Annotated in this window: 22 protein-coding genes and 2 riboswitches; of the genes, 12 read left to right on the forward strand and 10 right to left on the reverse strand. The window is 61.7% G+C overall.

Going from position 1 to position 24,943, the window contains the following annotated elements:
* The first annotated feature begins 250 nt into the window (after positions 1–250).
* A riboswitch (Fluoride riboswitch) is annotated at positions 251–311 on the forward strand.
* 149 nt (positions 312–460) lie between these two features.
* The 4 genes from HCK86_RS22220 (at position 461) to crcB (ending at position 3,543) form a co-directional block, all read left to right on the forward strand.
* Positions 461–898 (forward strand): EamA family transporter, encoded by a 438-nt coding sequence (locus tag HCK86_RS22220; protein WP_176086686.1) that lies wholly within the window; start codon positions 461–463, stop codon positions 896–898.
* A 12-nt stretch (positions 899–910) separates the two neighbouring features.
* The gene (locus HCK86_RS22225) at positions 911–1,750 is read left to right on the forward strand and encodes a universal stress protein (RefSeq protein WP_176086687.1); all 840 of its coding nucleotides are present in this window, start codon (positions 911–913) and stop codon (positions 1,748–1,750) included.
* Between the two features lie 87 nt (positions 1,751–1,837).
* The gene (gene eno, locus HCK86_RS22230; protein WP_176086688.1) at positions 1,838–3,109 is read left to right on the forward strand and encodes a phosphopyruvate hydratase; all 1,272 of its coding nucleotides are present in this window, start codon (positions 1,838–1,840) and stop codon (positions 3,107–3,109) included.
* Positions 3,110–3,153: 44 nt separating this feature from the next.
* On the forward strand, positions 3,154–3,543 hold the full coding sequence (gene crcB / locus HCK86_RS22235) for a fluoride efflux transporter CrcB (RefSeq protein ID WP_176086689.1): 390 nt from the start codon (positions 3,154–3,156) through the stop codon (positions 3,541–3,543).
* 42 nt (positions 3,544–3,585) lie between these two features.
* Here the strand turns inward: crcB and HCK86_RS22240 are convergent, their stop codons facing one another.
* From HCK86_RS22240 to HCK86_RS22255, 4 genes are all read right to left on the reverse strand, one after another.
* Positions 3,586–5,115 (reverse strand): DNA mismatch repair protein MutS, encoded by a 1,530-nt coding sequence (locus HCK86_RS22240; RefSeq protein ID WP_176086690.1) that lies wholly within the window; start codon positions 5,113–5,115, stop codon positions 3,586–3,588.
* Positions 5,112–6,752, reverse strand: coding sequence for a DNA mismatch repair protein MutS (locus HCK86_RS22245; RefSeq protein WP_176086691.1), 1,641 nt, complete (start codon positions 6,750–6,752; stop codon positions 5,112–5,114). Before HCK86_RS22245 ends, HCK86_RS22240 begins: the two co-directional genes overlap by 4 nt.
* 19 nt (positions 6,753–6,771) lie before the next feature.
* A riboswitch (Fluoride riboswitch) is annotated at positions 6,772–6,834 on the reverse strand.
* Positions 6,835–7,213: 379 nt separating this feature from the next.
* Positions 7,214–8,806, reverse strand: a complete 1,593-nt coding sequence (locus tag HCK86_RS22250; protein WP_176086692.1) for an ABC transporter substrate-binding protein — start codon at positions 8,804–8,806, stop codon at positions 7,214–7,216.
* Positions 8,807–8,882: 76 nt separating this feature from the next.
* Positions 8,883–10,031 carry a mandelate racemase family protein gene (locus HCK86_RS22255; RefSeq protein ID WP_176086693.1) on the reverse strand — a complete coding sequence of 383 codons (1,149 nt, stop codon included), beginning with the start codon at positions 10,029–10,031 and terminating at the stop codon, positions 8,883–8,885.
* Between the two features lie 235 nt (positions 10,032–10,266).
* Between HCK86_RS22255 and HCK86_RS22260 the strand changes: the two genes are divergently transcribed.
* Positions 10,267–11,013: a FadR/GntR family transcriptional regulator gene (locus HCK86_RS22260; protein WP_176086694.1), complete on the forward strand. Its 747-nt coding sequence runs from the start codon at positions 10,267–10,269 to the stop codon at positions 11,011–11,013.
* Between the two features lie 27 nt (positions 11,014–11,040).
* Here HCK86_RS22260 and HCK86_RS22265 read toward each other — a convergent pair whose 3' ends face one another.
* Both HCK86_RS22265 and garL read right to left on the reverse strand, forming a co-directional pair.
* A complete protein-coding gene (locus HCK86_RS22265) occupies positions 11,041–11,931 on the reverse strand; it encodes a 2-hydroxy-3-oxopropionate reductase (RefSeq protein ID WP_176086695.1) in 891 nt (296 codons plus the stop codon).
* Positions 11,932–11,973: 42 nt separating this feature from the next.
* Positions 11,974–12,765 (reverse strand): 2-dehydro-3-deoxyglucarate aldolase, encoded by a 792-nt coding sequence (gene garL, locus HCK86_RS22270; RefSeq protein WP_176086696.1) that lies wholly within the window; start codon positions 12,763–12,765, stop codon positions 11,974–11,976.
* A 183-nt stretch (positions 12,766–12,948) separates the two neighbouring features.
* Here garL and HCK86_RS22275 point away from each other — a divergent pair, with 183 nt between their 5' ends.
* Positions 12,949–14,556 carry an IclR family transcriptional regulator C-terminal domain-containing protein gene (locus HCK86_RS22275; protein ID WP_176086697.1) on the forward strand — a complete coding sequence of 536 codons (1,608 nt, stop codon included), beginning with the start codon at positions 12,949–12,951 and terminating at the stop codon, positions 14,554–14,556.
* Between the two features lie 4 nt (positions 14,557–14,560).
* On the opposite strand, the gene HCK86_RS22280 is transcribed toward HCK86_RS22275, so the two are convergent.
* Both HCK86_RS22280 and HCK86_RS22285 read right to left on the reverse strand, forming a co-directional pair.
* On the reverse strand, positions 14,561–14,929 hold the full coding sequence (locus tag HCK86_RS22280) for a hypothetical protein (RefSeq protein WP_176086698.1): 369 nt from the start codon (positions 14,927–14,929) through the stop codon (positions 14,561–14,563).
* Positions 14,930–15,105: 176 nt separating this feature from the next.
* The gene (locus HCK86_RS22285) at positions 15,106–15,915 is read right to left on the reverse strand and encodes an IclR family transcriptional regulator C-terminal domain-containing protein (RefSeq protein WP_176086699.1); all 810 of its coding nucleotides are present in this window, start codon (positions 15,913–15,915) and stop codon (positions 15,106–15,108) included.
* A 109-nt stretch (positions 15,916–16,024) separates the two neighbouring features.
* Here HCK86_RS22285 and HCK86_RS22290 point away from each other — a divergent pair, with 109 nt between their 5' ends.
* The 6 genes from HCK86_RS22290 to HCK86_RS22315 all read left to right on the forward strand — a co-directional run bounded on the left by HCK86_RS22290 (position 16,025) and on the right by HCK86_RS22315 (position 23,313).
* The gene (locus HCK86_RS22290) at positions 16,025–17,134 is read left to right on the forward strand and encodes a ring-opening amidohydrolase (protein WP_281409629.1); all 1,110 of its coding nucleotides are present in this window, start codon (positions 16,025–16,027) and stop codon (positions 17,132–17,134) included.
* 173 nt (positions 17,135–17,307) lie between these two features.
* Positions 17,308–18,330 carry a BMP family protein gene (locus HCK86_RS22295; protein WP_176086700.1) on the forward strand — a complete coding sequence of 341 codons (1,023 nt, stop codon included), beginning with the start codon at positions 17,308–17,310 and terminating at the stop codon, positions 18,328–18,330.
* 93 nt (positions 18,331–18,423) lie between these two features.
* Positions 18,424–19,911 (forward strand): ABC transporter ATP-binding protein, encoded by a 1,488-nt coding sequence (locus tag HCK86_RS22300; protein ID WP_176086701.1) that lies wholly within the window; start codon positions 18,424–18,426, stop codon positions 19,909–19,911.
* On the forward strand, positions 19,908–20,963 hold the full coding sequence (locus HCK86_RS22305) for an ABC transporter permease (protein ID WP_176086702.1): 1,056 nt from the start codon (positions 19,908–19,910) through the stop codon (positions 20,961–20,963). Before HCK86_RS22300 ends, HCK86_RS22305 begins: the two co-directional genes overlap by 4 nt.
* Entirely contained in the window at positions 20,960–21,859 is a 900-nt protein-coding gene (locus HCK86_RS22310; RefSeq protein ID WP_176086703.1) for an ABC transporter permease, read from the forward strand. The genes HCK86_RS22305 and HCK86_RS22310 overlap by 4 nt, the downstream gene beginning before the upstream one ends.
* 20 nt (positions 21,860–21,879) lie before the next feature.
* Positions 21,880–23,313, forward strand: coding sequence for an amidase (locus HCK86_RS22315; protein ID WP_176086704.1), 1,434 nt, complete (start codon positions 21,880–21,882; stop codon positions 23,311–23,313).
* 36 nt (positions 23,314–23,349) lie between these two features.
* On the opposite strand, the gene HCK86_RS22320 is transcribed toward HCK86_RS22315, so the two are convergent.
* Complete coding sequence (locus tag HCK86_RS22320; protein WP_176086705.1) at positions 23,350–24,096, reverse strand: ABC transporter ATP-binding protein; 747 nt, start codon at positions 24,094–24,096, stop codon at positions 23,350–23,352.
* On the reverse strand, positions 24,093–24,941 hold the full coding sequence (locus HCK86_RS22325) for an ABC transporter ATP-binding protein (protein WP_176086706.1): 849 nt from the start codon (positions 24,939–24,941) through the stop codon (positions 24,093–24,095). Before HCK86_RS22325 ends, HCK86_RS22320 begins: the two co-directional genes overlap by 4 nt.
* Positions 24,942–24,943: the final 2 nt, after the last annotated feature.

A 24,943-nucleotide genomic window follows, 5' to 3' on the forward strand; every position in this document is an offset into this window, starting at 1 on the left:
GCCCAGCTGCAGGGGTTTTGGCGTTTCTCCGCCAATGACGAGCCGATCACCAGCGAGCTCAGACCCAGCTTCCGCCCGCGCGCTGAGATGCCTGCCCTCTCTCAGCAGGGTGATTCAGGGCCTGGCTGGTATTCGTTTATGATGCGCCCGCAATAGACCAGGCCGGACAGAAGAGCCTGAGGCTTGCTTTTGCATCTCGACAGCGGCAAAACTTGTTTTGACAGCGCTCTTGCCGAGGGGTATTGGTTATCAACGTGATGGGAATGGAGCTTCCCGATAACCGCCTTGTTGCTGATAGCTCCTGCTGGAAACGGACATCGATCCGTCTGGCGGGGGTCGTGATTGCCCCCGCCGAGAGCGGGTTTTTTGTTGTCCGTATCCAACCACGAAGAGGATGACGGATGATGCCATGCGCTGACCATTTGACGGAAGTGACGGTCTTCTTGATGCGGAGGCTCTCATGAGGGCGCTGCTGCAATCCTGGCAATTCTGGGCCGTGCTTTCCGCAGCCTTCGCGGCGCTTACGGCGATTTTCGCCAAGGTCGGCGTTGAGGAAATCAATTCCGATTTTGCCACACTGATCCGCACGGTGGTGATTCTGGCGGTTACCGCAGCGATCGTCTGGACCACCGGTCAGTGGCAGGCACCGGGGACGATTACGCCGCGCACCTACATATTTCTGATCCTCTCCGGCTGTGCGACAGGCGCCTCATGGCTCTGCTATTTTCGCGCGCTGAAGATCGGCGAGGCCGCCCGCGTCGCCCCGATCGACAAGCTGAGCGTCGTCATGGTTGCCGTCTTTGCGGTCCTGTTTCTCGGCGAAAGGCTGACGCTGCCCAATTGGCTCGGCGTTGCGATGATCGGGGCGGGAGCGATCCTGATCGCATACAAGGCATGAGAGGAGACCACCATGAGCAGCATTGAAAGGCCGTCACCACACATCATTGTCGCGCTTCTGCCAGCGCCCGAGACGGTTTCCGCCTGCCTTGATTGTGCCAGGGCCGCAGCGGTGCCCTTCGACGCGCGGATTTCCGCAATTCATATCGGTTTCGATGCCGCCGCCGCCTTCGCCACACCGGAGGAGGTTGATATCCAGCAGCTTCGCGCCCTGGAGGAGGGATCGGCGCAAGAGCGTCGCAAGGCGGTGAAGGCCGCTTTGGACAGTTGGGCGGAGGACATAGGCAGCGCGCCTGCCGTCACCTGGAAGGACGACGAGGGGAATGTCGGCGTTCTGGTCGCGGAAGAAACGCGTCGTGCCGATCTGGTGGTCATGGCCAATCCCGCCACGCTCGATGGTCGCGATGCCTTCCACAGTGTGTTGTTTCGCTCCCGGCGCCTGCTTCTGGTCGCACCGTCGTCGGCTTCGCCGCGACATACGGTCGTCGGTCGCAACATCGTCGTCGGCTGGAAGCCCGGCGCGCCGGTGGAGCGGGCTGCGGAAAACGCCCTGCCATGGCTGGCGAAAGCGGACAAGATATCGGTCGTCTGCGTCGAGACGGCCGGGCGGCGCGGCTATGCCGACAACGCACGGAACTGGTTCGACAAGGCGGGCCTGCGCGCCGACATTACCACAGTGACCAAGGGTGATGGCAGCGTTGGCCAGCAGCTCCTTGCCGAAGCCGAAAGGCTGGGCAGCGACAGCCTGCTGATTGGCGCCTTCAAACACGGCGAATTATGGGAAGCCATTCTGGGCGGCGTCACACGGGATGTGCTGGCCGCCGCGCAGCTTCCCGTTTTCATGATGTGCTGAGCCGGAAATGCCGGCGCAGCACGCGATCTTGAACATCTCCGCCTCCGGGTGTCATGCCGGGACGGAATCAGGAACGGAGACAGGAAAATGACCTCCATCGAAACCATCACCGCGCGCGAAATCCTCGATTCGCGTGGCAACCCCACCGTCCGCGTTTACGTCGGCCTCGATGACGGAGCGACGTTTTCGGCTTCCGTGCCTTCCGGCGCATCGACTGGCGAAAATGAGGCGATCGAACTGCGCGACGGCGATACCGGCCGCTTCGGCGGCAAGGGCGTTCTGAAGGCCGTGGCCAATGTGACCGACACCATCGCGCCGGCGCTGAAGGGCTTGGACCCGACCCGCCAGGCGGAAATCGACCAGGTGATGATCGCGCTCGATGGCACGCCCAACAAGGCCAGGCTCGGCGCCAATGCCATTCTGGGCGTCTCCATGGCGGTGGCGCGGGCCGGCGCGGCCGTTTCGAAGCTCCCGCTTTACGCCTATCTTGGCGGCGTCGGCGCAACACGCCTGCCGGTCCCGATGATGAATATTCTGAACGGCGGAAAGCATGCGGCCAACAGCGTCGATTTTCAGGAATTCATGGTCATGCCGGTCGGCGCACCGACCTTTGCGGAAGCCCTGCGCTGCGGCGCCGAGACGTTCCATGCCCTGTCGCATATTCTGGCCGGCAAGGGCTATTCCACGGCGGTCGGCGACGAAGGCGGCTTCGCCCCGAACCTGAAAAGCAACGAGGAAGCCTGTGAACTGATCGTCGAGGCGATCCGCGCCGCCGGCTACGAGCCCGGCAAGGACGCGGCGATCGCTATCGATCCCGCCGCCAGTTCCTTTTTCGCCAAGGGACAATACGACCTGCACAAATCGGGGCAGGGGCTCAAGAGTGCTGACGAGATGATCGATCTCTATCAGAGCTGGATCGATGCCTATCCGATCGTCTCGATCGAGGACGGGCTGGACGAGAACGACTGGACCGGTTTTGCCCGCCAGACGGCGCTCCAGGGCGAGCGGATACAGATCGTCGGCGACGATATCTTCGTCACCAATGTTGATTTCGTCCAGCGCGGCATTGCCGAGAAATCGGCGAATGCGGTCCTGATCAAGCTCAACCAGATCGGAACGGTGACAGAAACGATCAAGACGATCAATCTCTGCCGGTCGGCCGGCTGGAATTACGTGGTCTCCCATCGCTCCGGCGAGACCGAGGATGCCTTCATGGCCGACTTCGCCGTCGCCATGGGCGGCGGCCAGATCAAGACGGGATCGGCCAGCCGCAGCGAGCGGATTGCAAAATACAACCGGCTTCTTGAGATCGAGGCGGAACTCGGTGCGGTGGCGGAATTTCGCTCGCCCTTCGCCTGAGGGTGTCCGGGCATTTGATCTCTCGCTTTTTCAGGGACAATTTTATGGGCTATCTGCTTGTTTTTATAGGGGCCGGCGTCGGCGGCGCGTTGCGCCACGGTGTCAACATGGCCGCGACGAAGATGCTGGGCACGGGGCTTCCCTATGGCACGCTTGCCGTCAATATCATCGGCAGTCTGGTCATGGGGCTGGTCACGGAATACTGGTCGCTGAGAAGCGGCCTGCCTCAACCGGCGCGGCTTTTCATCACCACGGGCATGCTCGGCGGCTTCACCACCTTTTCGACCTTTTCGCTCGACACGGCAGTGCTTTTGGAGCGCGGCCAGCAACTGACCGCATTCGCCTATGCGGCAACGTCGATTGTGGTGTCGCTTGCCGCCCTGTTTGCCGGGCTGGCTTTCATGCGCCTGCTGCTGTCGCCGGCAAGTGTCTGAGGTCGGCAAACCGGCCTGTCCGGCAGTGCCGCGCGGTCGGTTTCAGGCCGGCTGCGTATCTGCATCTTGCGGAAAGATCGCGTCGTAGAGGTCCGCGCCATAGCTGGTCGCCAGCGGCTCGCCTTCCGTCAGGCGGAAGCTGCGGCGACCTTCATCATCGCGTTCGGCCCTCAGAAAGATTGCCGGCCGCGGTGGTTCCTGTCGCAGGCTTTCGGCAAGCTCGAACATGTGGGTGACGAAGAAGACTTTCGATACCTGCTGCAAAAGCGCCTCGACGATCTGCCGGGCGATCTCCGATCCCTCGCGCTCGTTCGTCGAGGCGAAGCTTTCGTTGAAAAGCACCAGCGCGCGCGGCGCGATCAGATCGATCAGGGTCGACATGCGGGTCAGCTCCTCATCGAACTTGCCGCTGCCCATCTCAGCATCCTCCTCTCGTTTGTAATGGGTGAAGACACCCGAAACGATGTTTGCGGTAAAATTCTCGGCCGCGACGAACATGCCACTCTGCAGCATCAGCTGCGCCAGCCCGACGCTGCGCAGGAAGGTGGACTTGCCGCCCTGGTTCGCGCCGGTGATCACGGCCAGACGCTTGCCCAGTGCTTCGATCGTGTTGCCGCCGATGGCCTTTTTCAGCTCGAGGGCGAGACAGACGTCATAGAGCGCGCGGCATGAAAACGCATCGTCCTCGATTGGGGCAGGATCCGGCTGGCAAACGGCGCAATTAAGCTGCTGCAGGGTTTCCCGAAGATTGAGGCAGCCGATATAGAAGGCAAGCTCGGCGCGCATGGTTTCGATAAAGCGCATGACATGGGTTACTGCTTCGCCGAGAGCAGCGGCGGCGATGGCAAGGCCGTGATCGCGCAGGCGCGAAAGCGCCTGGAAACCGGCATCGTCCCGGGGCGGAAGCTGAAAGCTGTAGGTATCCGCTCCCTTGTCCAGAACCCAGTCCGCCGCCTGTTTCAGCCAGCCGGGCCGCGGCGGCGGTTTGCGCAATGTATAATTGCTTCCCTTGTTGCCGGCGCCGAGCTCCGCGCTGATCAGAACACCGCCGCGAAACCCCAACCGCTTGAGGTGATCCTCGATCACGGCGAAATAGTCGTCGTCGAGTTGCGTGAGCAGGGAAGAAAACGCGGTACTGAAACCTTCCGACACGAAAGCGTTTCTATTGCTTTCGACGTGCGCGCGCATGCGCTTCAGCACCTCGAGAACGACCTTGAGCACCTCGATCGAGCGGTGAAGGACAGCCTCTGGCGAATCGCGAAAAATGCCGACATGAATATGCTTTTCCTTTTCAAGCGCCTCGCCCGCCAGCGCAAAGATCTGTCGGATGGCCGACGCGGTCCGGTCGTTGCAGTCGGCGAGGATTTGCTGGCGATAGCGGATTTCCTCGACCGTTGTCGGCGCGGCGGTCAGGACAACGTGCCGCGCGATATCTTCCACGAAAGGGTCGCCATCTGCCATGGTCTGAAAAAGCGTTTCGAGCCCCAGATCCTCCGTCAGACTGGCTGCGTTGGCACACAGATCGGCCTTGAAGTTGAAATTCCGGTCTCTGTGCAGGAGAAAGGCCTTCATGTCCTCATCCTTTCACGCAGGGCGTTCGGGGTGAGCCGGTGTTTTTCGGCGATCGCCATAGCATAGGCATGACCGTCGGCGGGACGACGCAGGATCTTGTATGTGCGTTCGGACGGATCGTCCGGGTCGACGGCGCTGACCATGCTAACGGTCGCCGGTCCGAGCCGCGACAATTCATCGATGAAGGTGACGCAGACGGCGCGCGCGCCGAGCGCCTCGATCTTTTCAAGAATGCGGGTGCCGAGAAAAAGCGCATCACGCAGCGTGGTTGAGGTGAATATCTCGTTCATGATGATGATGCTGTCGCCAGTGGCATTGGCGAGAATCTCGTGGATGCGCTCGAGATCGTCCTGGAGCTTGCCTTTGAGGTCGTGAATATCTTCCTGCCGCTCGAAATGGGTAAAGACGCTGTCGAACCGGGCAAGCCTGGCCCGTTTGCCGGGAACAGGCAGCCCCAGTCCCGCAAGATAATGCAATTGCCCGAACATACGGGCGAAGGTTGTCTTACCGCCCTGATTGGGACCGGAGACGACGAAAATACGCTCCGCGCGCTCCAGAAAGAAGTCATTGGCAATGACCGGCCTTTTGTCTTGCGTCAGCTTGCGTGCCAGCACGATGTCAAAAGCGCCCTCAGCCGAAATCCCTTCGGATCGTTCCGCCAGTTTCGGATAGCAGAAGTCGAGCCCGGCGCGGCGCAACGGTGCGATATAGTCGATATAGGCGACGTAAAATTGCAATTCGCGTTCGAAGCGGACGAGCATGGGATGCACCAGATCGCGGCGGCTGGCGAAGAATTGCTCCAGCGCATCGAAGACTGCCGGGTAAAGATGACGCACGCCATCAAGGATGCCGGCTTCAACATGATCCATTTCGAAAGAGTCTTGCGTGGAAAATTTCGGAACTTCGGCCTCCGCAAGCCGGAACCGTTTGAATATTTCCAGGATTTCGGCGCTGTAATCCTCCTCGTTGGAATACCGGGCCACAGTGACAGTGTCGCCCCGGATCAGGACGCTGTATCGCACGGCGCCGAGCTGCGCCTGCAAGCTTTCGATATCGGCGCGCAGCTGCCGGAATTCCTCCGAGCCGGTATAGCCGGCCAGGAAATCGGCGAATGCCGAAAGCCCTTCCGATTGAAGTGTCGCCGCTGAAAGTCCTTTCGCGAGGGCGTCGACCATCCTGCCATAAATATCCGCTGTTTCGAGGAACAGCGCTGTCTTTTGATGCAGATAGCGAAGCTTTTCGATACGATCGAACTTGTCGCGAATATTGGTCATCCCGCTCATCAAGGCCCGTGCAAGGGGCAGGATTTTCTCTCGCTCCAGATCCTTCATCACGCGCTGGCGGAAATATGCCGTCTCGGGTGAAACCGGCCCCGCTCGCAGCACCGCATCGAGGTGAAAGCGCATGCGTCCGGATGTCAGACTATGTTCGAACTGGTCGAAATTGATGTCATGAAAGCAGGCCGGCATTGCGGCGGTCACCACCGCCTCGGAACCATCCGGTTGCAGGATGCTGAGCTTATGGCCCAACCCCTTCTCTGTGCCGGAACCACGCCCAGCGCCCGTCATTTCGCCGGATGGCTGCCCGTCCTGTTTTCCATCCGACAGCTTGCAGGAAATTCCACTTTCTTCCGCCATGACGAATCCTTCTCTCGTGAGAACCAGAGGAGTCATCAGCCGGTCGTGGCGGTTAAGGGCGAACTCCATCGCCTATAGGTTTTTAGGTAAGCTCTTCGTCTGCGATTTCAATAGTCGGGCTTTATGGATAATCTTTGATTTCCGGTGGTCCTCTGTGCCAATTGATCAAGCCGTTCTCGCAGCTGCCCACATTTGGCGGCACCAAGCCCCATGCGTCCGCCAAGGGCATGGGGCAACTGCGGCCAGAGAAGGCTTTCGCGTTCCGCCCCCACTTCCTCGTCATTCTGACGGCCCCGGATGACACGATGCCCAAGAGCAAAGCGTTGCGCTTTCGATCGGGCTGTCGGCCTGTCATCTGCCAGCAAGGCCTGGCCAGCTGGTGCGCCCCGGCCCCGAAATCGCATGTGCTTTCCGGGCCGGGGCATGATCTGGCGATGCCGCGGCATCAGCGCCGTTTCGGTTCAGCGCGTCTTCTTGACGTCCTCGAAGCGGGAAACCCAGGGATCGATGATCAGGCCCGAAACATCATCCTGATAGGCCGCCGTCACCACGCGCTCGGAAAAGGGTTGGATGGCGGTGACTTTCTGATCGATCAGATCCTGAATGTCCTTGTACATCTTGATCTGCTTGTCCTGATCGCGCTCGACCAGGGCAGCCTCGATCATCGAATTCAGTTCCTCGTCATAATAGCCGGTGCGCCAGCCCTGATAGTTGGTGAGGCCTGCTTCCTGGCTGTTGTCGGGATTATAGACCGTGGCGCGCAGGTTGGAATCGGGATGCGGTTCGAGACCGCCGCCGCCGCGACCGACAAGCAGGTTGAACTTGCGCTCGCGCATGGCCCCATAGATCTGGCCGCCATCGCCGGTGATGATCTCGGCATTGATGCCGGCCTTGGCCAGCGTGCCCTGGATCGCCGTCGCGCTGTCGAGGAATTCCTGGGTCGAGATCACCCGGATCGTCGTGTCGAAGCCGTTCGGATAGCCGCCTTCAGCCAGCAATTGCTTGGCCTTTTCGATGTTGAGCGCATAGCCGGGGTCCGGCAGGGCTGCAAAGGCAGTGGAATTGACCGGGCGCTGACGTTCGACGCCGAAATAGGGCATGATCGCGCTGTTGATGCCCTTATAGTCGATCAGATAGCGCAGGGCTTCACGCACTTTCTGATTGGCGAAATGTTCGTCCCCCATCGACGCAGCGAGATAGTAGAAGCCGGCGCTCGGAACTGTTTCGACGGTGATGCCCTTCTCGGCGGCAAGCGCCTTCAGATCGGGGGCGGCCAGCGAGAAGCCGACATCAATGTCGCCCTGTTCAAGACCGAGGCGCTGGGTCTGCGATTCCGGCAGATGGCGCATGAGGATGCGGGCCATCTGCGGCTTGTCGCCCCAGAAATTATCGTTGCGGGTCAGGATGACATATTCATTGGCACGCCACTGATTGAGCGTATAGGCACCGGAGCCGGCCGAGTTATTGGTGAGCCAGGCGCGGCCCATATCGCCATCCTTGGCATTTTGTTCGACCAGTTTGGAATCAAGGATCGAGCCGACGCCAGCCTGTGCCAGATACATCAGGATCAGCTTGGGGTCACCCGCCTCAGGCAGGTTGATGGTGAAGGTGAGATCATCATCGACAACGAATTCCTTGTCGATATTCTCGGTGGTGAAGCCGCGGCTTTTCAGGCCCGATGCCTGAGCGAGGTTCAGTGTCAGAACGCGCGAAAGACTGTATTTGACGTCATTGGCCGTCAGCGGATTGCCGGAGGCAAATGTGACGCCGGGCTTGAGCTTCATCGTCACCGACATGTTGTCGTCGGAAATCGTCCAGCTTTCGGCGATGCGCGGTTCCAGCGCCTTGGTTTCGGGGTTCAGCTCAACCAGTGCATCATAGACATTGTTGAGGATCTGCACCGTTTCACCGCCGGTAATGGCAGCCGGATCCATGGTCAGCACATTGGTCATATTGAAAGCGGCGACCAGCTGGTTGTCAGGCGTTTCGGCGAAAGCCGGTGCGGCAAGTGTCATCAGGGTCGCAAGTGCGACCCCTGCCAGAAGATGTCTCATGTCTCCTCCCAAAGGTTGTTTGACATCCATTTACAAAAACGGCGCCGCATCAGGCGGCGCCGGCAGATCTGAAGCGTCAGGCGACGCGGTTGTTCTCGATGACGTCGAAATTGATATCCTCACCAAGGCCGGGTCGATCCGGGACATGGACATAACCGTCTGCATCCATCGGGTCGGACAGGGCATTCAGATAGTCAAAGCCGTCATCATATTCGAGGAAGGGATGCAGGAGGCCGCGCTCATACCATTTGCTGGCCTTTGATGCCGCGACCACATGGAGGTTCATCGCCGTGTTGCCATGGACTTCACAGGCAATCCCGAAGCTTTCGGCCAGATGCATGGTTTTCATGGCAGGCGTGATGCCGCCGACATCATTGACCCCGGTCCGCAGGATATCGCATGCCCCGGACGTGATCCATTCTGCGCGGTGCCAGTGCTTGCCGGCCGCACTTTCCGGACCGACAACCGGGATATCGAGATTGTCCGCAAGCCAGCGATAAGAGGACATCGACTGTTCGTCCATCGGCTCCTCAATCCAGGCAAAGCCGAGTTTTTCGAGGCCCCGGCCAAGCGCCAGCGCATCAACGCGGGAATACCAGTGGAAGGCGTCGATCATCAGTTCGATGTCGGGACCAACCGCCTCGCGCACCGCGGCGCAGGCCTTCAGATCCATCTTCACATCCGGCGCCCAGCTGACTGGCGGCATCCAGGTGTGCAGCTTGATGCCCTTATAGCCGCGCGCGACCAGTTTTTCGGCGAAACGGCCATAATCTTCCGGCGTGGCGAGCCCGCCCTCAAGCTCATCGCCGCACATGATCGAGCCATAGGCCAGAACCTTGTCGCGATAGCCGCCAATCAGCTTGTAGACCGGCTGGCCGAGCATCCGGCCGGCCAGATCCCACAGGGCGCAGTCGACCACGGCAAGCGTGCGATCGGTGAGCTGGGCGGCCGAGCCGCGCTGCCAGTGGGCGAGATCCTGCCACAGCTTTTCGCGGTTGCGGCAATCCTGGCCGATCAGCACCTTGCGAACGAATTTATCCAGCACATGCGGGCGCACCACTTCCGGCGGGCAGAAGCTGTAGCCGCTATGGCCGTCCTCGGTGGTGATCGTCACCATGGCCTGCTGGACGAAATGTTCAGGGCCCGGATGGCCGTGCCCGGCGCTGTCACTGTGGCGCCTCGTCTTGTGTTTGAATACGCTAACCGAAACATCCGTAATGATCACGGCCGGTTCCTTCCCTGGCTTCCTCCGACCGTGAACCCATTCTGATGGAGCTGTCGGTCGCTGATAATCTGTATAATAACTTTGTATGATAAATATGCTATACAGGTCAACAGGCAAAGCGCATGATCTGCGCCAAGCCATGCATAAAAACCAGCATGTTCATCGCGATATGGATTTGTCCGCCGCATCTATGCTAAACAGACATATTACACAGACGGGGTTCACCGAGGCCTGAATGACCGATACCGAGACGCTGAAACCTGCCAAGACCGTATCGACACGCACGCGTGTCAGTGAGATTGCCGACGATCTGCGCCGCGGCATCGAGGCCGGACGATTTCGTCCCGGCGACCGGCTGCCAAGCGAATCGGAGCTGACGCGACAGCATGCCGTCAGCCGCACCGTCGTGCGCGAGGCCTTTGCGCTTCTGCGCACCGAAGGTCTGGTGGAAGCGCGCAAGGGCTCGGGCGTCTTTGCCCTGGACCCCGCCAAGGCCGAACGCCGCCGTCCCTTTGCCGATCTCGACATGGAGCGGCTGTCTGGCGTGATCGAACTGTTCGAGCTGCGCAGTGCCTTTGAAATCGCTGCTGCCGGTCTTGCTGCCGGCCGTCGTTCCGCTGCCCAGATCGACGCCATCGTCAAGGCGCATGAGGATGTCGTTCAGTGTTTCAGGGACGGGCGATCACCGCGCGAAGCGGATTTCGCTTTCCATTATTCCATCGCCCAGGCGTCGCAAAACAAGCGCTTTCCCGAATTCCTGTCGCTGATCCGCCCCGGCATCGTGCCGCGGGTCGAGCTTGAGGCACATGACGGTGCGCCGCGGCCCTATGTGCCGAACCCGCAAATGGTGGCCGAGCATGAACGGATCGTTGATGCGATCATCGAGGGCAATGTGGCGGAAGCCGAAGCGGCGATGAAGGTTCATCTTGAGGGCAGTCTCGGGCGCTACCGCGCCATGCTGAAAAGCGGCCGGCAGAACTGAACCCGCCGGCCGCCCTTGCGCGATGGCTCAGTCGTTCTGGCCGATCTCGTAACCTGCCAGCAGCTCCAGTGCCTTGACCATGGCGGAATGGTCCCAGCCGCTGCCGCCATGGGCGGCGCAGGCGTTGAACAATTCCTGGCAATTGGCGGTGTTGGGAAGCGAAAGCCCCATCTGCCGCCCGGCGGTCAGCGCCAGGTTGAGGTCCTTCTGATGCAGATTGATGCGGAAGCCGGGATCAAAGGTCCGCTTGATCATCCGGGCCCCGTGAAGCTCCAGGATTTTCGAAGAGGCAAAGCCGCCCGAAATCGCCTGGCGCACGCGCTCGGGATCCACACCGGCACGAGCGGCAAACAGCAGCGCTTCAGCCACTGCCTCGATATTCATCGCCACGATCATCTGGTTGGCCACCTTGGCGGTCTGGCCAGCACCGATATCGCCGACCAGCGTGACATTCTTGCCCATGATTTCAAACAGCGGCCTGACCGTTTCGAAAATCGCCTCATCGGCGCCGACCATGATGGAAAGCGTTCCATCCCGTGCCCCGACTTCACCGCCCGAGACCGGCGCATCGACATAGGCGCAGCCAAGGGCGGCGATCTTTTCGGCATATTGCTTGGTCTCAACCGGCGAGATCGAGCTCATGTCGATCACGATCTTGCCGGCACTCAGCCCCTCGGCAGCGCCGTTCTCGCCGAACAGAACCGCTGCGACATCCGGCGTATCCGGCACGATCGAGATGAAGACCTCGCAGTTTTCCGCCGCCTCCTTCGAGGACCCACAGGCGGTGACGCCCTTTGCCATCAGCGTTTCGGCCAGCGGCTTGCGGTCATAGGCGAAGATCTCGTGGCCAGCATCGGCAAGCCGTCCGGCCATCTGCGTGCCCATGATCCCGAGGCCGACAAATCCTATTTTCGTCATCACTCAACTCCCTGTAAAATGGTGTTCTGCTTGAGCGCGGCCTCAGGCTGCGCCGCTCTTGAACTTGTCACAAAGCGCCTGGGTGGCGCCGCGGAATGCGCCGAGATCGGAACCGATCGCGACAAAGCTTGCGCCCATCTCCAGATAGCGGCGCGCATCGGCTTCCACCGGCGCCAGAATGCCCGACGCCTTGTTGTGGCTGGCGGCAACATCGAAGACATGGCGGATTGCCGCCTGAACCTCCGGATCACCGGCATTGCCGAGATGGCCATAGCCGGCGGCAAGATCGGAAGGGCCGACAAACAGACCGTCAACGCCATCAACGGCTGCTATGGCATCGGCATTTGCAACCGCAAGCGGGCTTTCGATCTGAACCAGCACAGTGATGTTGTCATTCACCTGCTTCATGTAGTCAGCAACCGTGCCGTAGCGGTTGGAGCGCTGCGAAACCGACACGCCACGAACGCCCTGGGGCGGATAACGCGTGGCGGCCACGGCCTTTTCCGCTTCTTCGGCCGTCTGCACAAACGGAATGAGGAAGTTGTAAAAACCGCTGTCGAGCAGCCGCTTGATCACCACCGTGTCATTCCATGGCGGGCGGACAACGGGGGCGGAAGGGCTGTCCTTCAGTGCCATCAGCTGCGGAATGAGGCTCAGAACATCATTCGGCGCATGTTCGCCATCCAGAAGCAGCCAGTCGAAACCGGCACAGCCAAGAACCTCTGCCGTGATCGGGCTTCCCAGTGCCGACCAGCAGCCGATCTGTACCTTGCGCGCCAGTATGTTCTGGCGAAAGCGGTTTGGAATCCCCTGATAGGGCGTGGTTTCAGACATTGGTTGCTCCTTTCCTCCCGGTAGCCGGATCATGATGTCCGGCGCCGGATCTGGAGCGAGGATTTTCTCCGAACGCTTTTCAGGTCAACCACAATGTGGGTTTATATTGAAAATGAAGCCGATTTAGGCGAATTATGTTTCACATTGTGAGAATCACAACTTTCCTAAATGCGGGAGATCGCGATGAGCCAGAACAGCGCCGTACAAAAACCGGCGATACAGGGCGCCGGGTTGCTGATGAAGGCCTGCGATATCCTCGATCTTGTCGGCGAGGCGCCGGGCCAGTGGACGGTGAGCGCGCTGGTGGCCGAGACCGGGCTTTCCCGCTCGACGCTTTACCGCATCGTCTCGGCGCTGGTGACACGCGGTTTCCTGCGCAACGGGGCGGATGGACAGAGCCTGCTGCTGGGTTTCCACTATCTCGATCTGGCGCAGAATGTCGGCGCCGGGCAGGATCTGGCCGCCCTTGCGGCGGACGAGTTGCGGCGCTTACGCGAGATGACCGGTGAGACGGCCTATCTCGCGGCCCTTGCCGGCAATCAGATGGTTTCGCTCGCCAAATCCGTCGGCGCCCATGAGAATGCATCGACAGCGGCCATGGGCAAGGCAAAGCCGGTCTATGCCACCAGCCAGGGAAAGGCGGTACTCGCCTTTCTGCCGGAACGTCAGGCCGAGCAGATTATGGCGACGCTTGCGTTTCAGGCCATCACCCCCTTCACGCTGACGGATATCTCAAGCCTGAAACGCAATCTCACCCTCGTGCGCCAGCGCGGCTTCGCCATTGATGATCAGGAAAATATCGCTGGAACCCGCTGCATCGGCGTGCCGGTCCTGGATGAAAAGGGGGTGCCCGTCGCCGCCATCAGCGTTTCCGGACCGATCTACCGGATGACACCGGAACGGGTTGAACAGCTGGCACCCGAACTGATCGCCGCTGGCCGCCGGCTGGGGCTCATGGTGCAAAGCCAGACGGCAAAGACGGCCCGGCCGGCACGCAATGATGTTACTGCCACGGGGCCGGCCGCCTTTCACGCGGACCGGCCATTCTGGCTGCCGCGAGAGAACTGCCTTTACTGGATCGACCGGCTGGCACCGGCCGTTTATGTGCTGCCGGAGGGCGGAGGCGCCGAAACGATCGCCCGGCCGCCGGGGCCGATCACCCATGCGCTGCCTGGCAGGTCCGGCGGGCTCGATCTCATTTGCGAGAATGGCTGGTTCAACGTGACCAGAGACGCCGGCTGCGTCGCCATCGACCGGCCGATTGCCGGCGATGAACACGCCCTTGCCCGTGGCCCGGCCGGGTCACTCTGGGCGGCACGACATCTGGGCGGGGTCACGCAGATCGGCCGGCTTTCGGCGCGGGACGGCTTTCAGCCCGCCTGGCGCGTCGGCCATGACATCACCGATATGGCGTTCAGTGAAGACGGCAGCAGCCTTTTCGCGCTCAGCCCGCATGAAGGCACCATTTACGCATTGCAGACCGGGCGCGAGGTGCCGATGGTCTTGAGCCGGATCCCGCGCGGTTCCGGCATTCCGACTGCGCTCACGCTTGACCGGCGCGGCCGGCTCTGGGTCGCGCTCAGCGATGGCTGGAGTGTCGTGCGCCTGGATGAGAACGGCGAAATTGCCGAAGCCGTAGCGCTGCCCGTGCCGCGCCCGACGGGCATAGCCTTTGGCGGCAACGCCGGATCGACACTCTACGTCACCAGCGAACGGATCGGTATTGCGCGCGACATTCTCGAAAATGCCCCGCTCTCGGGAAGGCTGCTGATGCTGGCGGTGAAAAGCTGATCCGTCAGCGCGATGGAAACAGGGCGTTGCTGTGGGTCTCATCCACCGCCGAACGACCGTCGCCCACGGTGAAGTATCGATCGACATAGCATTGGCGCAGAGTCATGTCGCAGTTGACGCCATCAGCAAAGGTGAAGGAGGTGCCGGAGAAATGCTCGCTCTTCATGTCCCTCTGCAGCTGGGCCGCGGCGGCCGGTCCGACATATTTGTCGGTCATCTCAACCGAAAGTCCACCCGTACCCGTAGCGCAGATATACGTGTCGCAAATCGTGCCGGGAACGGGAGAATAGGTGTCCTTGCCAAGCAGTTCGGTGGCGCTGACCGGACGGGCGGCCAGAAGCATTGTCAGAGCGAACAGACCGGCCGCTACCATCCGTGCGTCAATGGCGCTGTCCGTATGCCTGCATCGAGGCGGTTTCGATCCGTGCAACCGCGTTTTTTGTCCGTCCTGTCCCATCATTCCCCCTTTTCTCAGCTTTTGCTGCAGCCAGGACAGAGTGAGCCAGATGGGTGCTCATGACAAAAATTTCCGGAATATATCTCGCTGCGTCAGTCCTTGGCGCAGCCGCCGATCTCCTCTGTCACATGTCCGGCACAGGTCATGATCGTCGCACCGAGTGCGGCGACGCGCTGCTCGGTAATACGCGATGCGGGTCCGGCAATGGAAACAGCCGCATAGGCGACGCCGTTTTCGTCGAACACCGGTGCTGCAATGCAGCGCAGACCGAGTGAAAATTCTTCATTGTCGACGGAATAGCCAAGCTGCTTGATTTTGGCCAGTTCGGCGCGCAGTCCCTCCGGCGTTGTGATCGTGTTCTTGGTGTAGCGCGGCAGGCCGGTGCGTTCGATCACGGCATCGACATCGCGGTCATCCCCCTGCGCGAGGATCGCCTTTCCGGCAGCGGAACGATGCATCTCCACGCCGCCGCCCGGCCGCGAGATCGCCCGGATCATCTGCTGGCTCTGCACCTGGGCAATGCACATCACCTCCTCGCCCTCCAGCATGAAGAAATTCACCGTCTCGCCGGTCTCCTTCATCAGGCGCCGCAGATGCGGAATAGCAAGCGCCACCACATCCCGCGACCGCACGAAGGACGAGCCGACGACAAAGGCCTGAACCCCGATCAGCCAGCACATGGTGGCGTTTTCGAAGCGCACGAAGCGCTGCCGCTGCAGCGTTGTGAGAATGCGGTGCGCACTAGAGGGCGGCAGGCCGACGGCACGGGCAAGTTCGGTCAGCGTCAGCCCCTCATCACTTTCGGCCAGCCGATCAAGAATCGAAAGCGCCCGCACGATCGACTGAACGCCGCCTTCGCTCTTGCTTGCCGTTGTCCTGTCCGCCTTGGCGATCTCATTCATTGCTGCACCCGCTCCGTGATAAAGAGCCGCCACCATTCCACATCGTGAAATTTATTCCAAGATGCATTGCACAAAAAATGCCCCTGCATAGAGTATAGGCAAAACAGGCATGGAGACGATGATGCGCATTGGTGTTCACAAGCTGTCTATGGGCAATCCTGGCGATGTTTCCGCTCTCGAGGCGTTGATTGCGGATGGCACCGTCAAGCCGGAGGAGATCACTGCGCTGATCGGCAAGACAGAGGGCAATGGTGGCGCCAATGATTTTACCCGTGGCTTCGCCACCCAGTCGCTGGCGCTGGCGCTCTCGGCCCATCTCGGCATCACCCCGGACGCGGTGACAAAGCGGATCGCCTTTGTCTGGTCCGGCGGGACCGAAGGCGTGCTGAGCCCGCATGCAACATTGTTCACCCGCAGCCCCGACAGCACGCCCCCCTCGGGCAAGCGCCTGTCGATGGGCATCGGAATCACCCGCGATCTTCTGCCCGAAGAAGTCGGCACCATGGTCGAGGTTGAAGCCGTCGCTGAAGCGGTGAAGGCGGCGCTTGCCGAGGCCGAGATCAGCGATCCGGCCGATGTGCATTATGTCCAGGTCAAAGGCCCGCTGCTGACGCCCGCGGCCGTGCAGGACGCAACAAAACGCGGCGCAAAGCTCGTGACAGCCGATCCCAATGGGTCCAAGCCCTATGCCCGCGGTGCAACCGCGCTCGGCGTGGCGCTGGCGCTGGGCGAGGTGGATGAAGGCGCGCTGAACGATGCTGTCATTGCCAGGGCGATGGATCTTTACACCCTCGTCGCCAACACCTCCGCCGGCGGCGAACTGAAAAATTGCGAAGTGCTGCTGTTCGGCAATTCCGACAAGGCGACCGGCGATCTGAAGATCGGCCACGGGGTGCTGAGAAGTGTGATTGATGCCGCGGGCGTGCGCGCCGCAGTCTGCGATGCGCTCGGCGTTGGCGAGGATGCCAGCATCGACCCGTCGCTGGTAAAGGCGATTTTTGCCAAGGCCGAAGCCCCGGTCGGCGGCCTGCTGAACGGTCAGCGCACCACCATGCTGTCGGATGCCGATATCAATTACGAGCGTCACGCCCGCGCCGCCCTTGGCGCCGTGATCGCCTCGGTCACGGGCGATCCGCGGATCTTCGTTTCCGGCGGGACCGAGCATCAGTGCAAGCCCGGAGAGGCGCCGATTGCGGCGATCGTTTCGGTCCCGAACTGATCCGAAATGGCGCGCCGACGCGCCGCAGCTTCAGGATCGGGAGCACCGGCAGGTCCCGTTCCCACGATATGACGCCGGGGCATGCGCGAAACCGGTACAGATCCGCCGGCGCCGCGTAAAGGAATGCGCATCAATATAACTGAAGACTGAACCAACCAGAGGAACAAATCGCCATGAAGACCCAATCCATCAGCCGTTCGCGGCTGAAGGCAGCCTCCGCTGTTGCCCTCGTTTCGCTCGCTGCCATCGCGGCAACGCCCGCCTTTGCTGAAGACAAGGCGGCCATCCTGCTGCCCGGCAGCATCAATGACCAGAGCTGGAACGCTCTCGGTTACTCCATCATCCAGAGCCTCGGCACGGATGGCTTCGAGACCGCCTATTCCGAAAATGTTGCCGATGCCGACGAGGCCGAGGCCCTGCGCGACTATGCCAACCAGGGCTACAAGATCGTGCTTGGCCATTCCGGCCGCTTCGTTTCCGCCATGGAAGATGTCGCCCCCGATTTCCCGGATACCCAGTTCATTGCCGTCAGCGGCAATGAGGGCATGGATCCGAATGTGATGTCGATCGACTACAACAACGCCCAGTTCGGCTGCCAGGTCGGCACGCTGGCCGCGCTGATGAGCAAGAACCACAAGGTCGGCGGCATTTACGGGCTGCAGGGCGTCTATAACATCACCGCCCAGGCTGGCGGTTTCCGCATCTGCGCCGAAAAGGCGGGCGCCGAAGTGACCATTCTCTATGTCAAGGACATGGAAGATGCCGCCCAGGCCAAGGAAGCGGCACTGACCATGATCAATCAGGGCGTCGACGTTCTGACCGGCAAGCTCAACGCCGGAGAGGCGGGCCTCGTTCAGGCGGCCAAGGAGAACAACGTCTATGTCACCGGCCGTGGCTTCGACCAGACAGCCATCGCCCCCGATCTCGTTCTGACCAATATTGTCGAGGACTGGCCGAAGATGATCGGCTCCACCGCCGACCAGGTGAAGCAGGGCAAGCTGTTCGGCAATTACATGATGTACGGCTACGATACCGAGGGCACGACCGGCGCGACGCTGAAATATAGCGAAGATGCCGAATTCAACCCGATCGTTCCGGCCGATGTTGTCGCCAAGGTCAACGCGCTGGCGGATGATTTCAAGTCAGGCAAACTGAAGCTCGACCCGACGGAAGAGGACGCCCGCAGCGGCAGCTGATGGCGGAAGCGGGGCATGCCCCTTGAGATCCAGGATTGGCGCGGGTGATCCGCGCCACTCTGCCCCTTTTCTTGAGACTGCGGTGAGGCCTTGATGGCAAGACTTCTGGAAATGCGCGGCATCGTCAAATGCTACGGCCCGCTGCGCGCCAATGACGGTATCGATCTTGACGTTCATGAGGGCGAGATCGTCGGCCTTCTCGGTGAGAACGGTTCCGGCAAGAGCACGCTGATGAAGGTCCTGTTCGGCATGGTCACCGCCGATGGCGGCGGCATTGTCTTTCGCGATCGTGAATTGTCCGGCCACCGGCCGCGCGAGGCCATGGCGGCAGGCATTGCTATGATCCATCAGCATTTCATGCTGGTCGAGGCCATGACCGTGGTTGAAAATATCATGCTGGGCTGGCCGCGCGCCGGTCGCGTCCTGAACCGGGCGGCAATTGCTGAAGACATTCGTACCGTCAGCCGCAGGCTTGGGCTTGAGCTCGATCCCGACGCCGTGGTTGCCGATCTGCCGCTCGGCCGCCGTCAGCGCATCGAAATTCTGAAGGCGGTTCTGCGCGAGGCCGAGCTTTTGGTGCTTGACGAGCCGACCTCAAACCTTGCCCCCGTCGAAGTGCAGGAGCTGCTCGCCATCATGGAACGGCTGCGCGACGAGGGCAAAGGCATCATTTTCATTTCCCATAAAATGCCAGAAGTGCTGGCGGTCTGCAGCACTATCGTCGTGCTGCGTGCCGGCCGTGTGACCGGCAGGACCAGCGCCGACAAGGTCACGCGGGCTGAGCTTTCGGCGATGATGGTCGGCCGCGATATTTCGAGCCCGCACGTGCTGAAGCCCAACCGGCCGGGCGCGGACCGGATCGAACTGTCCGCGCTTTCGGCCGATGGTCTCGGGCCGCTGACGCTTCATGTCAGAGCCGGCGAAATTCTCGGCATTGCCGGTGTCGACGGCAACGGCCAGCTGGAACTGGCGGAAGCGATCGCCGGTCTCAGGCCGGTTCGTGCCGGCCATATCACGCTTGATGGCACACCGATCACTGCAATGCCGGTCGCTGCACGCACGCGCGCCGGTCTTGCCTATATGCCGGCCGATCGCTCGACGACGGCGCTGGTGCCGGGGCTCTCGATTGCCGACAATCTGATGCTGCGCGATAGCCGCCGCAGCCCCTATAGCCGCCGCGGCGTGCTGCGCGCCCGCGCGGCCATCGCCAAAGCAAAGGATCTCATGCAGCGTTTCGATATTCGTGCGCCGCAGCCGACGACCCCGGCGCGCAGCCTTTCCGGCGGCAACCAGCAGAAGATCGTGATCGCCCGCGAGCTTGATCGCCAGCCCTCCGTTCTCGTCGCCCATCAGGCGACATGGGGGCTTGATCCCGGCGCAACACGCTTTGTCATGGAGCAGATGATCGCGCTGCGCGATCGCGGCGGCGCTGTCATCTATATTTCCTCCGAGCTGGAGGAAATCATGGCCATCAGCGACCGCATCGCCGTGCTGTCGGGCGGCACGATCGCCGGCACGGTCAACCGCGCTGACGCCGACATGACCCAGATCGGCCTGTGGATGTCGGAGCATGCGGCATGAGCGAGCAGGAGACCATTCTCACCCCGCAACCGCGCGGTTTCGGTCTGCGTTTCCGCCGCGAGGATTTCTTCGTGCGGATCGTCATCGCACTGGCACTCTCAATCCTCTGCGCCGCTGTGCTAGTGGCTCTGGCCGGCAAAAATCCGCTCGTGGCCTTTGGCGCCATCATCAGCGGCGCGTTCGGCTCACCGCACCAGATCGGTGTGGCGCTCAACCGCGCCTGTCCCTATCTTCTCGCCGGTTCCGGCCTTGCCATGTGCTTCCGCGCCGGTGTCATCAATATGGGATCGGACGGACAGATCGCGCTTGGCGGCATTGGCGCAACGGCGACCGTTTTATTCTGGCCGGGCGAGCCCGGGATCCTGACCCTGCTTGCAGCCCTGGCGGCAGCCGCCCTTCTCGGCGCCGGCTGGGCGGCCCTTGCCACCGGCATTCATCTCTATCGCCGGGTGCATGAAGTGCTGGCAACGCTGCTGCTGAATTTCGTCGCCGTCCTGCTCGTGCAGCAGGTTCTCTCCGGTCCGATGGGACAGAAGGGGGCGGGGTTCCTGCAGTCGCCGCGCATGCCGCAGCCCGTCTGGCTGACGCGGATCCCCGAATTCGGCTTCCATATCGGGATTGTCGTCGGCATCGTCATTGCCATCGCACTGTCCTTCATCCTCTGGAAAACGCCCTTCGGCTTTGCACTCCGCGTTGTCGGCAGGTCGCGCCGCGCCACCGCCTATGCCGGCTTTTCCGTCCCCGCCATCACCTGGAGCGTCATGCTGATTGCCGGAGCGCTGGGCGGGCTTGCCGGCGGCATGGAAATTCTCGGCCTGCATCACCGCATGATCGAGGGCTTCTCCGAAGGTTTCGGTTTCAAGGCTGTCACGGTGGCACTTCTGGGCGCAATCGAACCTGCAGCCGTCATTCCGGCAGCCCTCTTTATCGGTCTTCTGGAGACGGGATCGCTGTCGATGCAGCGTCAGATCGGCGTGCCCTCCGCCCTTGTGGTGGTGATCGAGGGGATCACCATGCTCTTCATCCTCACAGCCACGGTCAGACGCGCATGATTGTTGATTTTGCCTCCGCCGCGATCCGTATCGCCACCCCGCTCGCCTTCGCAGCCCTTGGCGGCATATTGTCGGAACGTGCCGGCGTCTTCGCCGTCGGTCTTGAAGGCATGATGCTGATGGGCGCCTTTGCCGCCATCGTCGGCACCTGGGCCGGCGGCAGCGCGCTTGCCGGCATTGCCCTTGCGGCCTTCGGCGGCGCCGTGATCGGCCTCATCATCGCCATCGTCACCGTGCGCTATCGCGCCGACAACATGGTGACGGGACTGACCAGCAATATCCTGACACTCGGGCTCACCACCTATCTGATGCACATCATCGGCGACGGAACGCTGGCGATCAACCTTGATCCTCTGACCGCCATCCATATTCCCGGCCTGTCTGACCTGCCTGTCGCCGGACCGCTGCTGTTTTCGCTGCCGCCCTTCACCTATGGCGTCATTTTCGGCTGCATCGTTCTCGCCTTCGTGCTTTACCGCACCCAGGCAGGACTGCTGCTGCGCGCCGTCGGCGAGAACCCTGAAGCCGTCTTTGCCGCCGGCGCCGATCCGATGCGAACCCGGATGATCGCGGTGATCGCCTGCGGCGCGATTGCCGGCCTTGGCGGTGCGGCGCTGTCGCTTGGCCAGATCGGCACCTTCACCGACGGCATGACCGGCGGGCGCGGCTATCTGGCGCTCGCCTCGCTGATCGTCGGCCGCTGGAACCCCTTCGGAGCAGCGCTTGCCTGCCTCGGCTTTGGTGCCGCAGAGGCGTTTGAGCTTCGGCTTCAGAGCTTCGGCGTGCCGGTCAGTTCCTATATCATCCAGATGGTGCCCTACATCATCGCCATTGCCGTTCTGGCAGGCATTGGCCGGTCAAGCCGCCTGCCGGCTTCGATCGGCAAGCCCCTTTGAAAATCGTGACGGAGACAGACATGATGGAGGACATCAGCAGCCTTTCAGAGGCGCTTGCGAACGGCACGCTTACGGCAGAAGCCTTGCTGGAGCGGAGCCTGGCACGGATCGCAGCCGGTGATCCGGCGCTCAATGCCTTCGTTGCGATGGACGTCGCCGGCGCCCGCAGGGCTGCGAAAGCCAGCGATGCCCGCCGTCAACGCGGTGCTTTGCTGTCGCCCATTGATGGCATCCCCCTGTCGATCAAGGACAATATTCTGGTCAAGGACATGCCTGCGACCTGGGGAAGCCGGGCCTTTGCCGATTTCATGCCGGCAACGGACGAACTGCCCGTGGCCCGCCTGCGTGCCGCCGGTGCCATTATCATCGGCAAGACCAATGTGCCCGAACTGACACTGGACGGTTTTACCAGCAACGATCTTTTCGGCACCACCCGCAATCCCTGGAACAATGCGCTGACGCCTGGCGGCTCTTCCGGCGGCGCTGCAGCAAGCGTTGCAGCGGGTTTTGTGCCCGCGGCAATGGGGACGGACGGCGGCGGTTCGACGCGCAGGCCGGCCTGTCACACCGGGCTGGTCGGCTGGAAACCCTCTTCAGGGCATATGCCGCGGCTTGATGGCTTTCCTGCGATCCTGACCGATTTCGAGGTCATCGGCCTCCTGACCCGCTCGGTCAGGGATGCCGCAATCCTCGATCAGCTTCTGCGCGCGCCTGATCCCCGCGACCGCCGCTCCATGCTGGAAACGACAGCACCGCCGATCCCGGCAGCGCCGAGAATTCTGTTCGTGCCGACATTCGGTGATATCCCCGTCGACCCGGAAGTCTCGTCGGCCTGCCGCCGCTTCGTTGACGGCCTGCGGGAGAGGGGCGCCACGGTGACCGAAAGCGCACTGTTCTTCGACCTCGACAGCGTCAACGAGATCTGGCGGGTGATCTCCCGCTCCGGCGTTGCCTATATGATGGACTGGCATCACGGCGCGCTCAAATCAGGCGCCTCGCCAAGCGTCAGGGCGCTTGCCGAAGACGGTGCGGCCATTTCCGGCGCCGACTATATCGGTGCGCTGGAGAAGACGGCTGCCCTGCGCGCCGGTCTCGCCGGGCTTTTTGCGCAATATGATCTGGTGATCACCCCAACCGCCGGTGCGCTGCCCTGGCCGGTCGAAAAACCCTATCCTGACATGATTGACGGCCGGCCGGCGGGGCCGCGCGATCATGCCGTCTTTACCGGCTGGGTCAATGTCGGCGGCCTGCCCGCCATCAGCCTGCCGATCGCCATCTCGCGGGAGACGCTGCCGATCGGCATTCAGCTCGTTGCCGCCTTTGGCGCGGATGCAGCGCTGCTGGACTTCGCCGAGGGGCTCTGGCAGCACTGCATCGCCCTGCCGGATCTGCCGCAAAGCGCGGCCACTCAGCAGAGCGGCCGCGCCCTTCATGGATCATCAGGCGCCTTTTGAGGGGAGAGGAGGAGCGCGCCTGACGACGGCAGAACCTCACATCGCCTGTTCGTAGGTCAGGCTGGCACCGATCAGCTCCCGCGCGTAAGGGTCACTCGCGCCATTGCCAAGGATCGCCTCGCGCGGCAGCACCTCGACGATATTGCCGGCCTGCATCACCGCGAAGCGGTCACACATATAGTCGATCACGGCGAGATCGTGGCTGACCATCAGATAGGTGAAGCCCTTCTCGGCGCGCAGCCTGACCAGCAGATTGATGATTTCGGCCTGTACCGAAACATCAAGCGCCGAGGTCGGCTCATCGAGAAACAGTACATCCGGCTCCATGATCAGCGCGCGGGCGATGGCAACGCGCTGGCGCTGGCCGCCGGAAAGCTGGTGCGGATAGCGATCAAGAAAATCCTCCGGCAGACCGACATCGCTGAGCGCGCGCGCCATCCGCGCCTCGCGATCACCAATGCCGTGGATCTTCAGCGGTTCGCTCAGCACCGTGCGGATCGAGTGGCGGGGATGCAGCGAGCCATAAGGATCCTGAAACACCATCTGCACCGTGCGGCAGCGCTCCTCCCGCTTCATCTCACGCACATCGCGATCACCGATCAGCACGCGGCCCTGCCATTTTTCCAGCAGCAGCGAGGCACAGCGCAGCACGGTGGATTTGCCCGAGCCGCTTTCACCAACGAGACCGAAACATTCGCCAGGCTCCACGGTAAAACTCACCTCCGGCAGAACCGTCAGCGCGCCGAAGCGGATCGTCATCTTGTCAACGGTAATCGATTTCATGGCCGCATCTCCTCCGCGTCCAGCCAGCTGTTCTGACGATGCAGCACCGGCAGCGGCGTGCGGGCGCCGCCAATGCGCGGCTGGGCGGCAAGCAGCCCGCGCGTATAGGGATGCTGTGCCCTGTCGAGATCGGCCGCCGCCAGCGTTTCGACAACGCGGCCGGCATACATGATCAGCACCCGGTCGCAGAAATTGCGCACCAGATTGAGGTCATGCGAGATCATGATCAGGCCGATGCCTTTCTCGCGCACCAGATCGTCGAGGATTTTCAGCACTTGCAGCCGCACCGTCACATCAAGTGCCGAGGTCGGCTCATCGGCGATCACCAAATCCGGATCGGTCAGAAGCATCATCGCGATCATGATACGCTGCCCCATGCCGCCGGATACCTCGTGCGGATAGAGCTCATAGACCCGTTCCGGATCGCGGATCTGCACTGCTTCCAGCATCGCGATCGCTTTCGCGTGCGCATCGGCCTTTGAGCAATGAACATGGGTCCGGAAGGCTTCCGCCACCTGATCGCCGCAGCGCTGGATCGGATTGAGCGAGAATTTCGGGTCCTGCAGGATCATCGACATATGGGCGCCGCGGATCTTCAGCATTGCACGCTCGCTGGCGGCGAGGAGATCCGTCTGCCCGAACCGCATGTGTTTTGCGGTGATGTCGGCGGTTGGCAGCAGCTTCAGCAGCGCGCGGCCGACGGTGGATTTGCCCGATCCGCTTTCGCCGACAATGCCGAGCCGTTCGCGGCCGAGCGTGAAGCTGACATGGCGCACCGCCGGTTCGGGCGTTCCACGGTAATGGATGGAGAGGTCCTCGACCTCAAGCAGTCTGTCGTCGCTCATGG

Source organism: Martelella sp. HB161492 (genome assembly GCF_013184775.1).
In the GTDB taxonomy this organism is placed as follows: domain Bacteria; phylum Pseudomonadota; class Alphaproteobacteria; order Rhizobiales; family Rhizobiaceae; genus Martelella.

What these genes read in the sequence shown, in the direction of transcription:
- HCK86_RS22220 (WP_176086686.1), top strand. Translation starts at nt 461, where the DNA reads ATGAGGGCGCTGCTGCAATCCTGGCAATTCTGGGCCGTGCTTTCCGCA.
- HCK86_RS22225 (WP_176086687.1), top strand. Translation starts at nt 911, where the DNA reads ATGAGCAGCATTGAAAGGCCGTCACCACACATCATTGTCGCGCTTCTG.
- eno (WP_176086688.1), top strand. Translation starts at nt 1,838, where the DNA reads ATGACCTCCATCGAAACCATCACCGCGCGCGAAATCCTCGATTCGCGT.
- crcB (WP_176086689.1), top strand. Translation starts at nt 3,154, where the DNA reads ATGGGCTATCTGCTTGTTTTTATAGGGGCCGGCGTCGGCGGCGCGTTG.
- HCK86_RS22240 (WP_176086690.1), bottom strand. Translation starts at nt 5,115, where the DNA reads ATGAAGGCCTTTCTCCTGCACAGAGACCGGAATTTCAACTTCAAGGCC.
- HCK86_RS22245 (WP_176086691.1), bottom strand. Translation starts at nt 6,752, where the DNA reads ATGGCGGAAGAAAGTGGAATTTCCTGCAAGCTGTCGGATGGAAAACAG.
- HCK86_RS22250 (WP_176086692.1), bottom strand. Translation starts at nt 8,806, where the DNA reads ATGAGACATCTTCTGGCAGGGGTCGCACTTGCGACCCTGATGACACTT.
- HCK86_RS22260 (WP_176086694.1), top strand. Translation starts at nt 10,267, where the DNA reads ATGACCGATACCGAGACGCTGAAACCTGCCAAGACCGTATCGACACGC.
- HCK86_RS22265 (WP_176086695.1), bottom strand. Translation starts at nt 11,931, where the DNA reads ATGACGAAAATAGGATTTGTCGGCCTCGGGATCATGGGCACGCAGATG.
- garL (WP_176086696.1), bottom strand. Translation starts at nt 12,765, where the DNA reads ATGTCTGAAACCACGCCCTATCAGGGGATTCCAAACCGCTTTCGCCAG.
- HCK86_RS22275 (WP_176086697.1), top strand. Translation starts at nt 12,949, where the DNA reads ATGAGCCAGAACAGCGCCGTACAAAAACCGGCGATACAGGGCGCCGGG.
- HCK86_RS22280 (WP_176086698.1), bottom strand. Translation starts at nt 14,929, where the DNA reads ATGGTAGCGGCCGGTCTGTTCGCTCTGACAATGCTTCTGGCCGCCCGT.
- HCK86_RS22285 (WP_176086699.1), bottom strand. Translation starts at nt 15,915, where the DNA reads ATGAATGAGATCGCCAAGGCGGACAGGACAACGGCAAGCAAGAGCGAA.
- HCK86_RS22290 (WP_281409629.1), top strand. Translation starts at nt 16,025, where the DNA reads ATGGAGACGATGATGCGCATTGGTGTTCACAAGCTGTCTATGGGCAAT.
- HCK86_RS22295 (WP_176086700.1), top strand. Translation starts at nt 17,308, where the DNA reads ATGAAGACCCAATCCATCAGCCGTTCGCGGCTGAAGGCAGCCTCCGCT.
- HCK86_RS22300 (WP_176086701.1), top strand. Translation starts at nt 18,424, where the DNA reads ATGGCAAGACTTCTGGAAATGCGCGGCATCGTCAAATGCTACGGCCCG.
- HCK86_RS22305 (WP_176086702.1), top strand. Translation starts at nt 19,908, where the DNA reads ATGAGCGAGCAGGAGACCATTCTCACCCCGCAACCGCGCGGTTTCGGT.
- HCK86_RS22310 (WP_176086703.1), top strand. Translation starts at nt 20,960, where the DNA reads ATGATTGTTGATTTTGCCTCCGCCGCGATCCGTATCGCCACCCCGCTC.
- HCK86_RS22315 (WP_176086704.1), top strand. Translation starts at nt 21,880, where the DNA reads ATGATGGAGGACATCAGCAGCCTTTCAGAGGCGCTTGCGAACGGCACG.
- HCK86_RS22320 (WP_176086705.1), bottom strand. Translation starts at nt 24,096, where the DNA reads ATGAAATCGATTACCGTTGACAAGATGACGATCCGCTTCGGCGCGCTG.
- HCK86_RS22325 (WP_176086706.1), bottom strand. Translation starts at nt 24,941, where the DNA reads ATGAGCGACGACAGACTGCTTGAGGTCGAGGACCTCTCCATCCATTAC.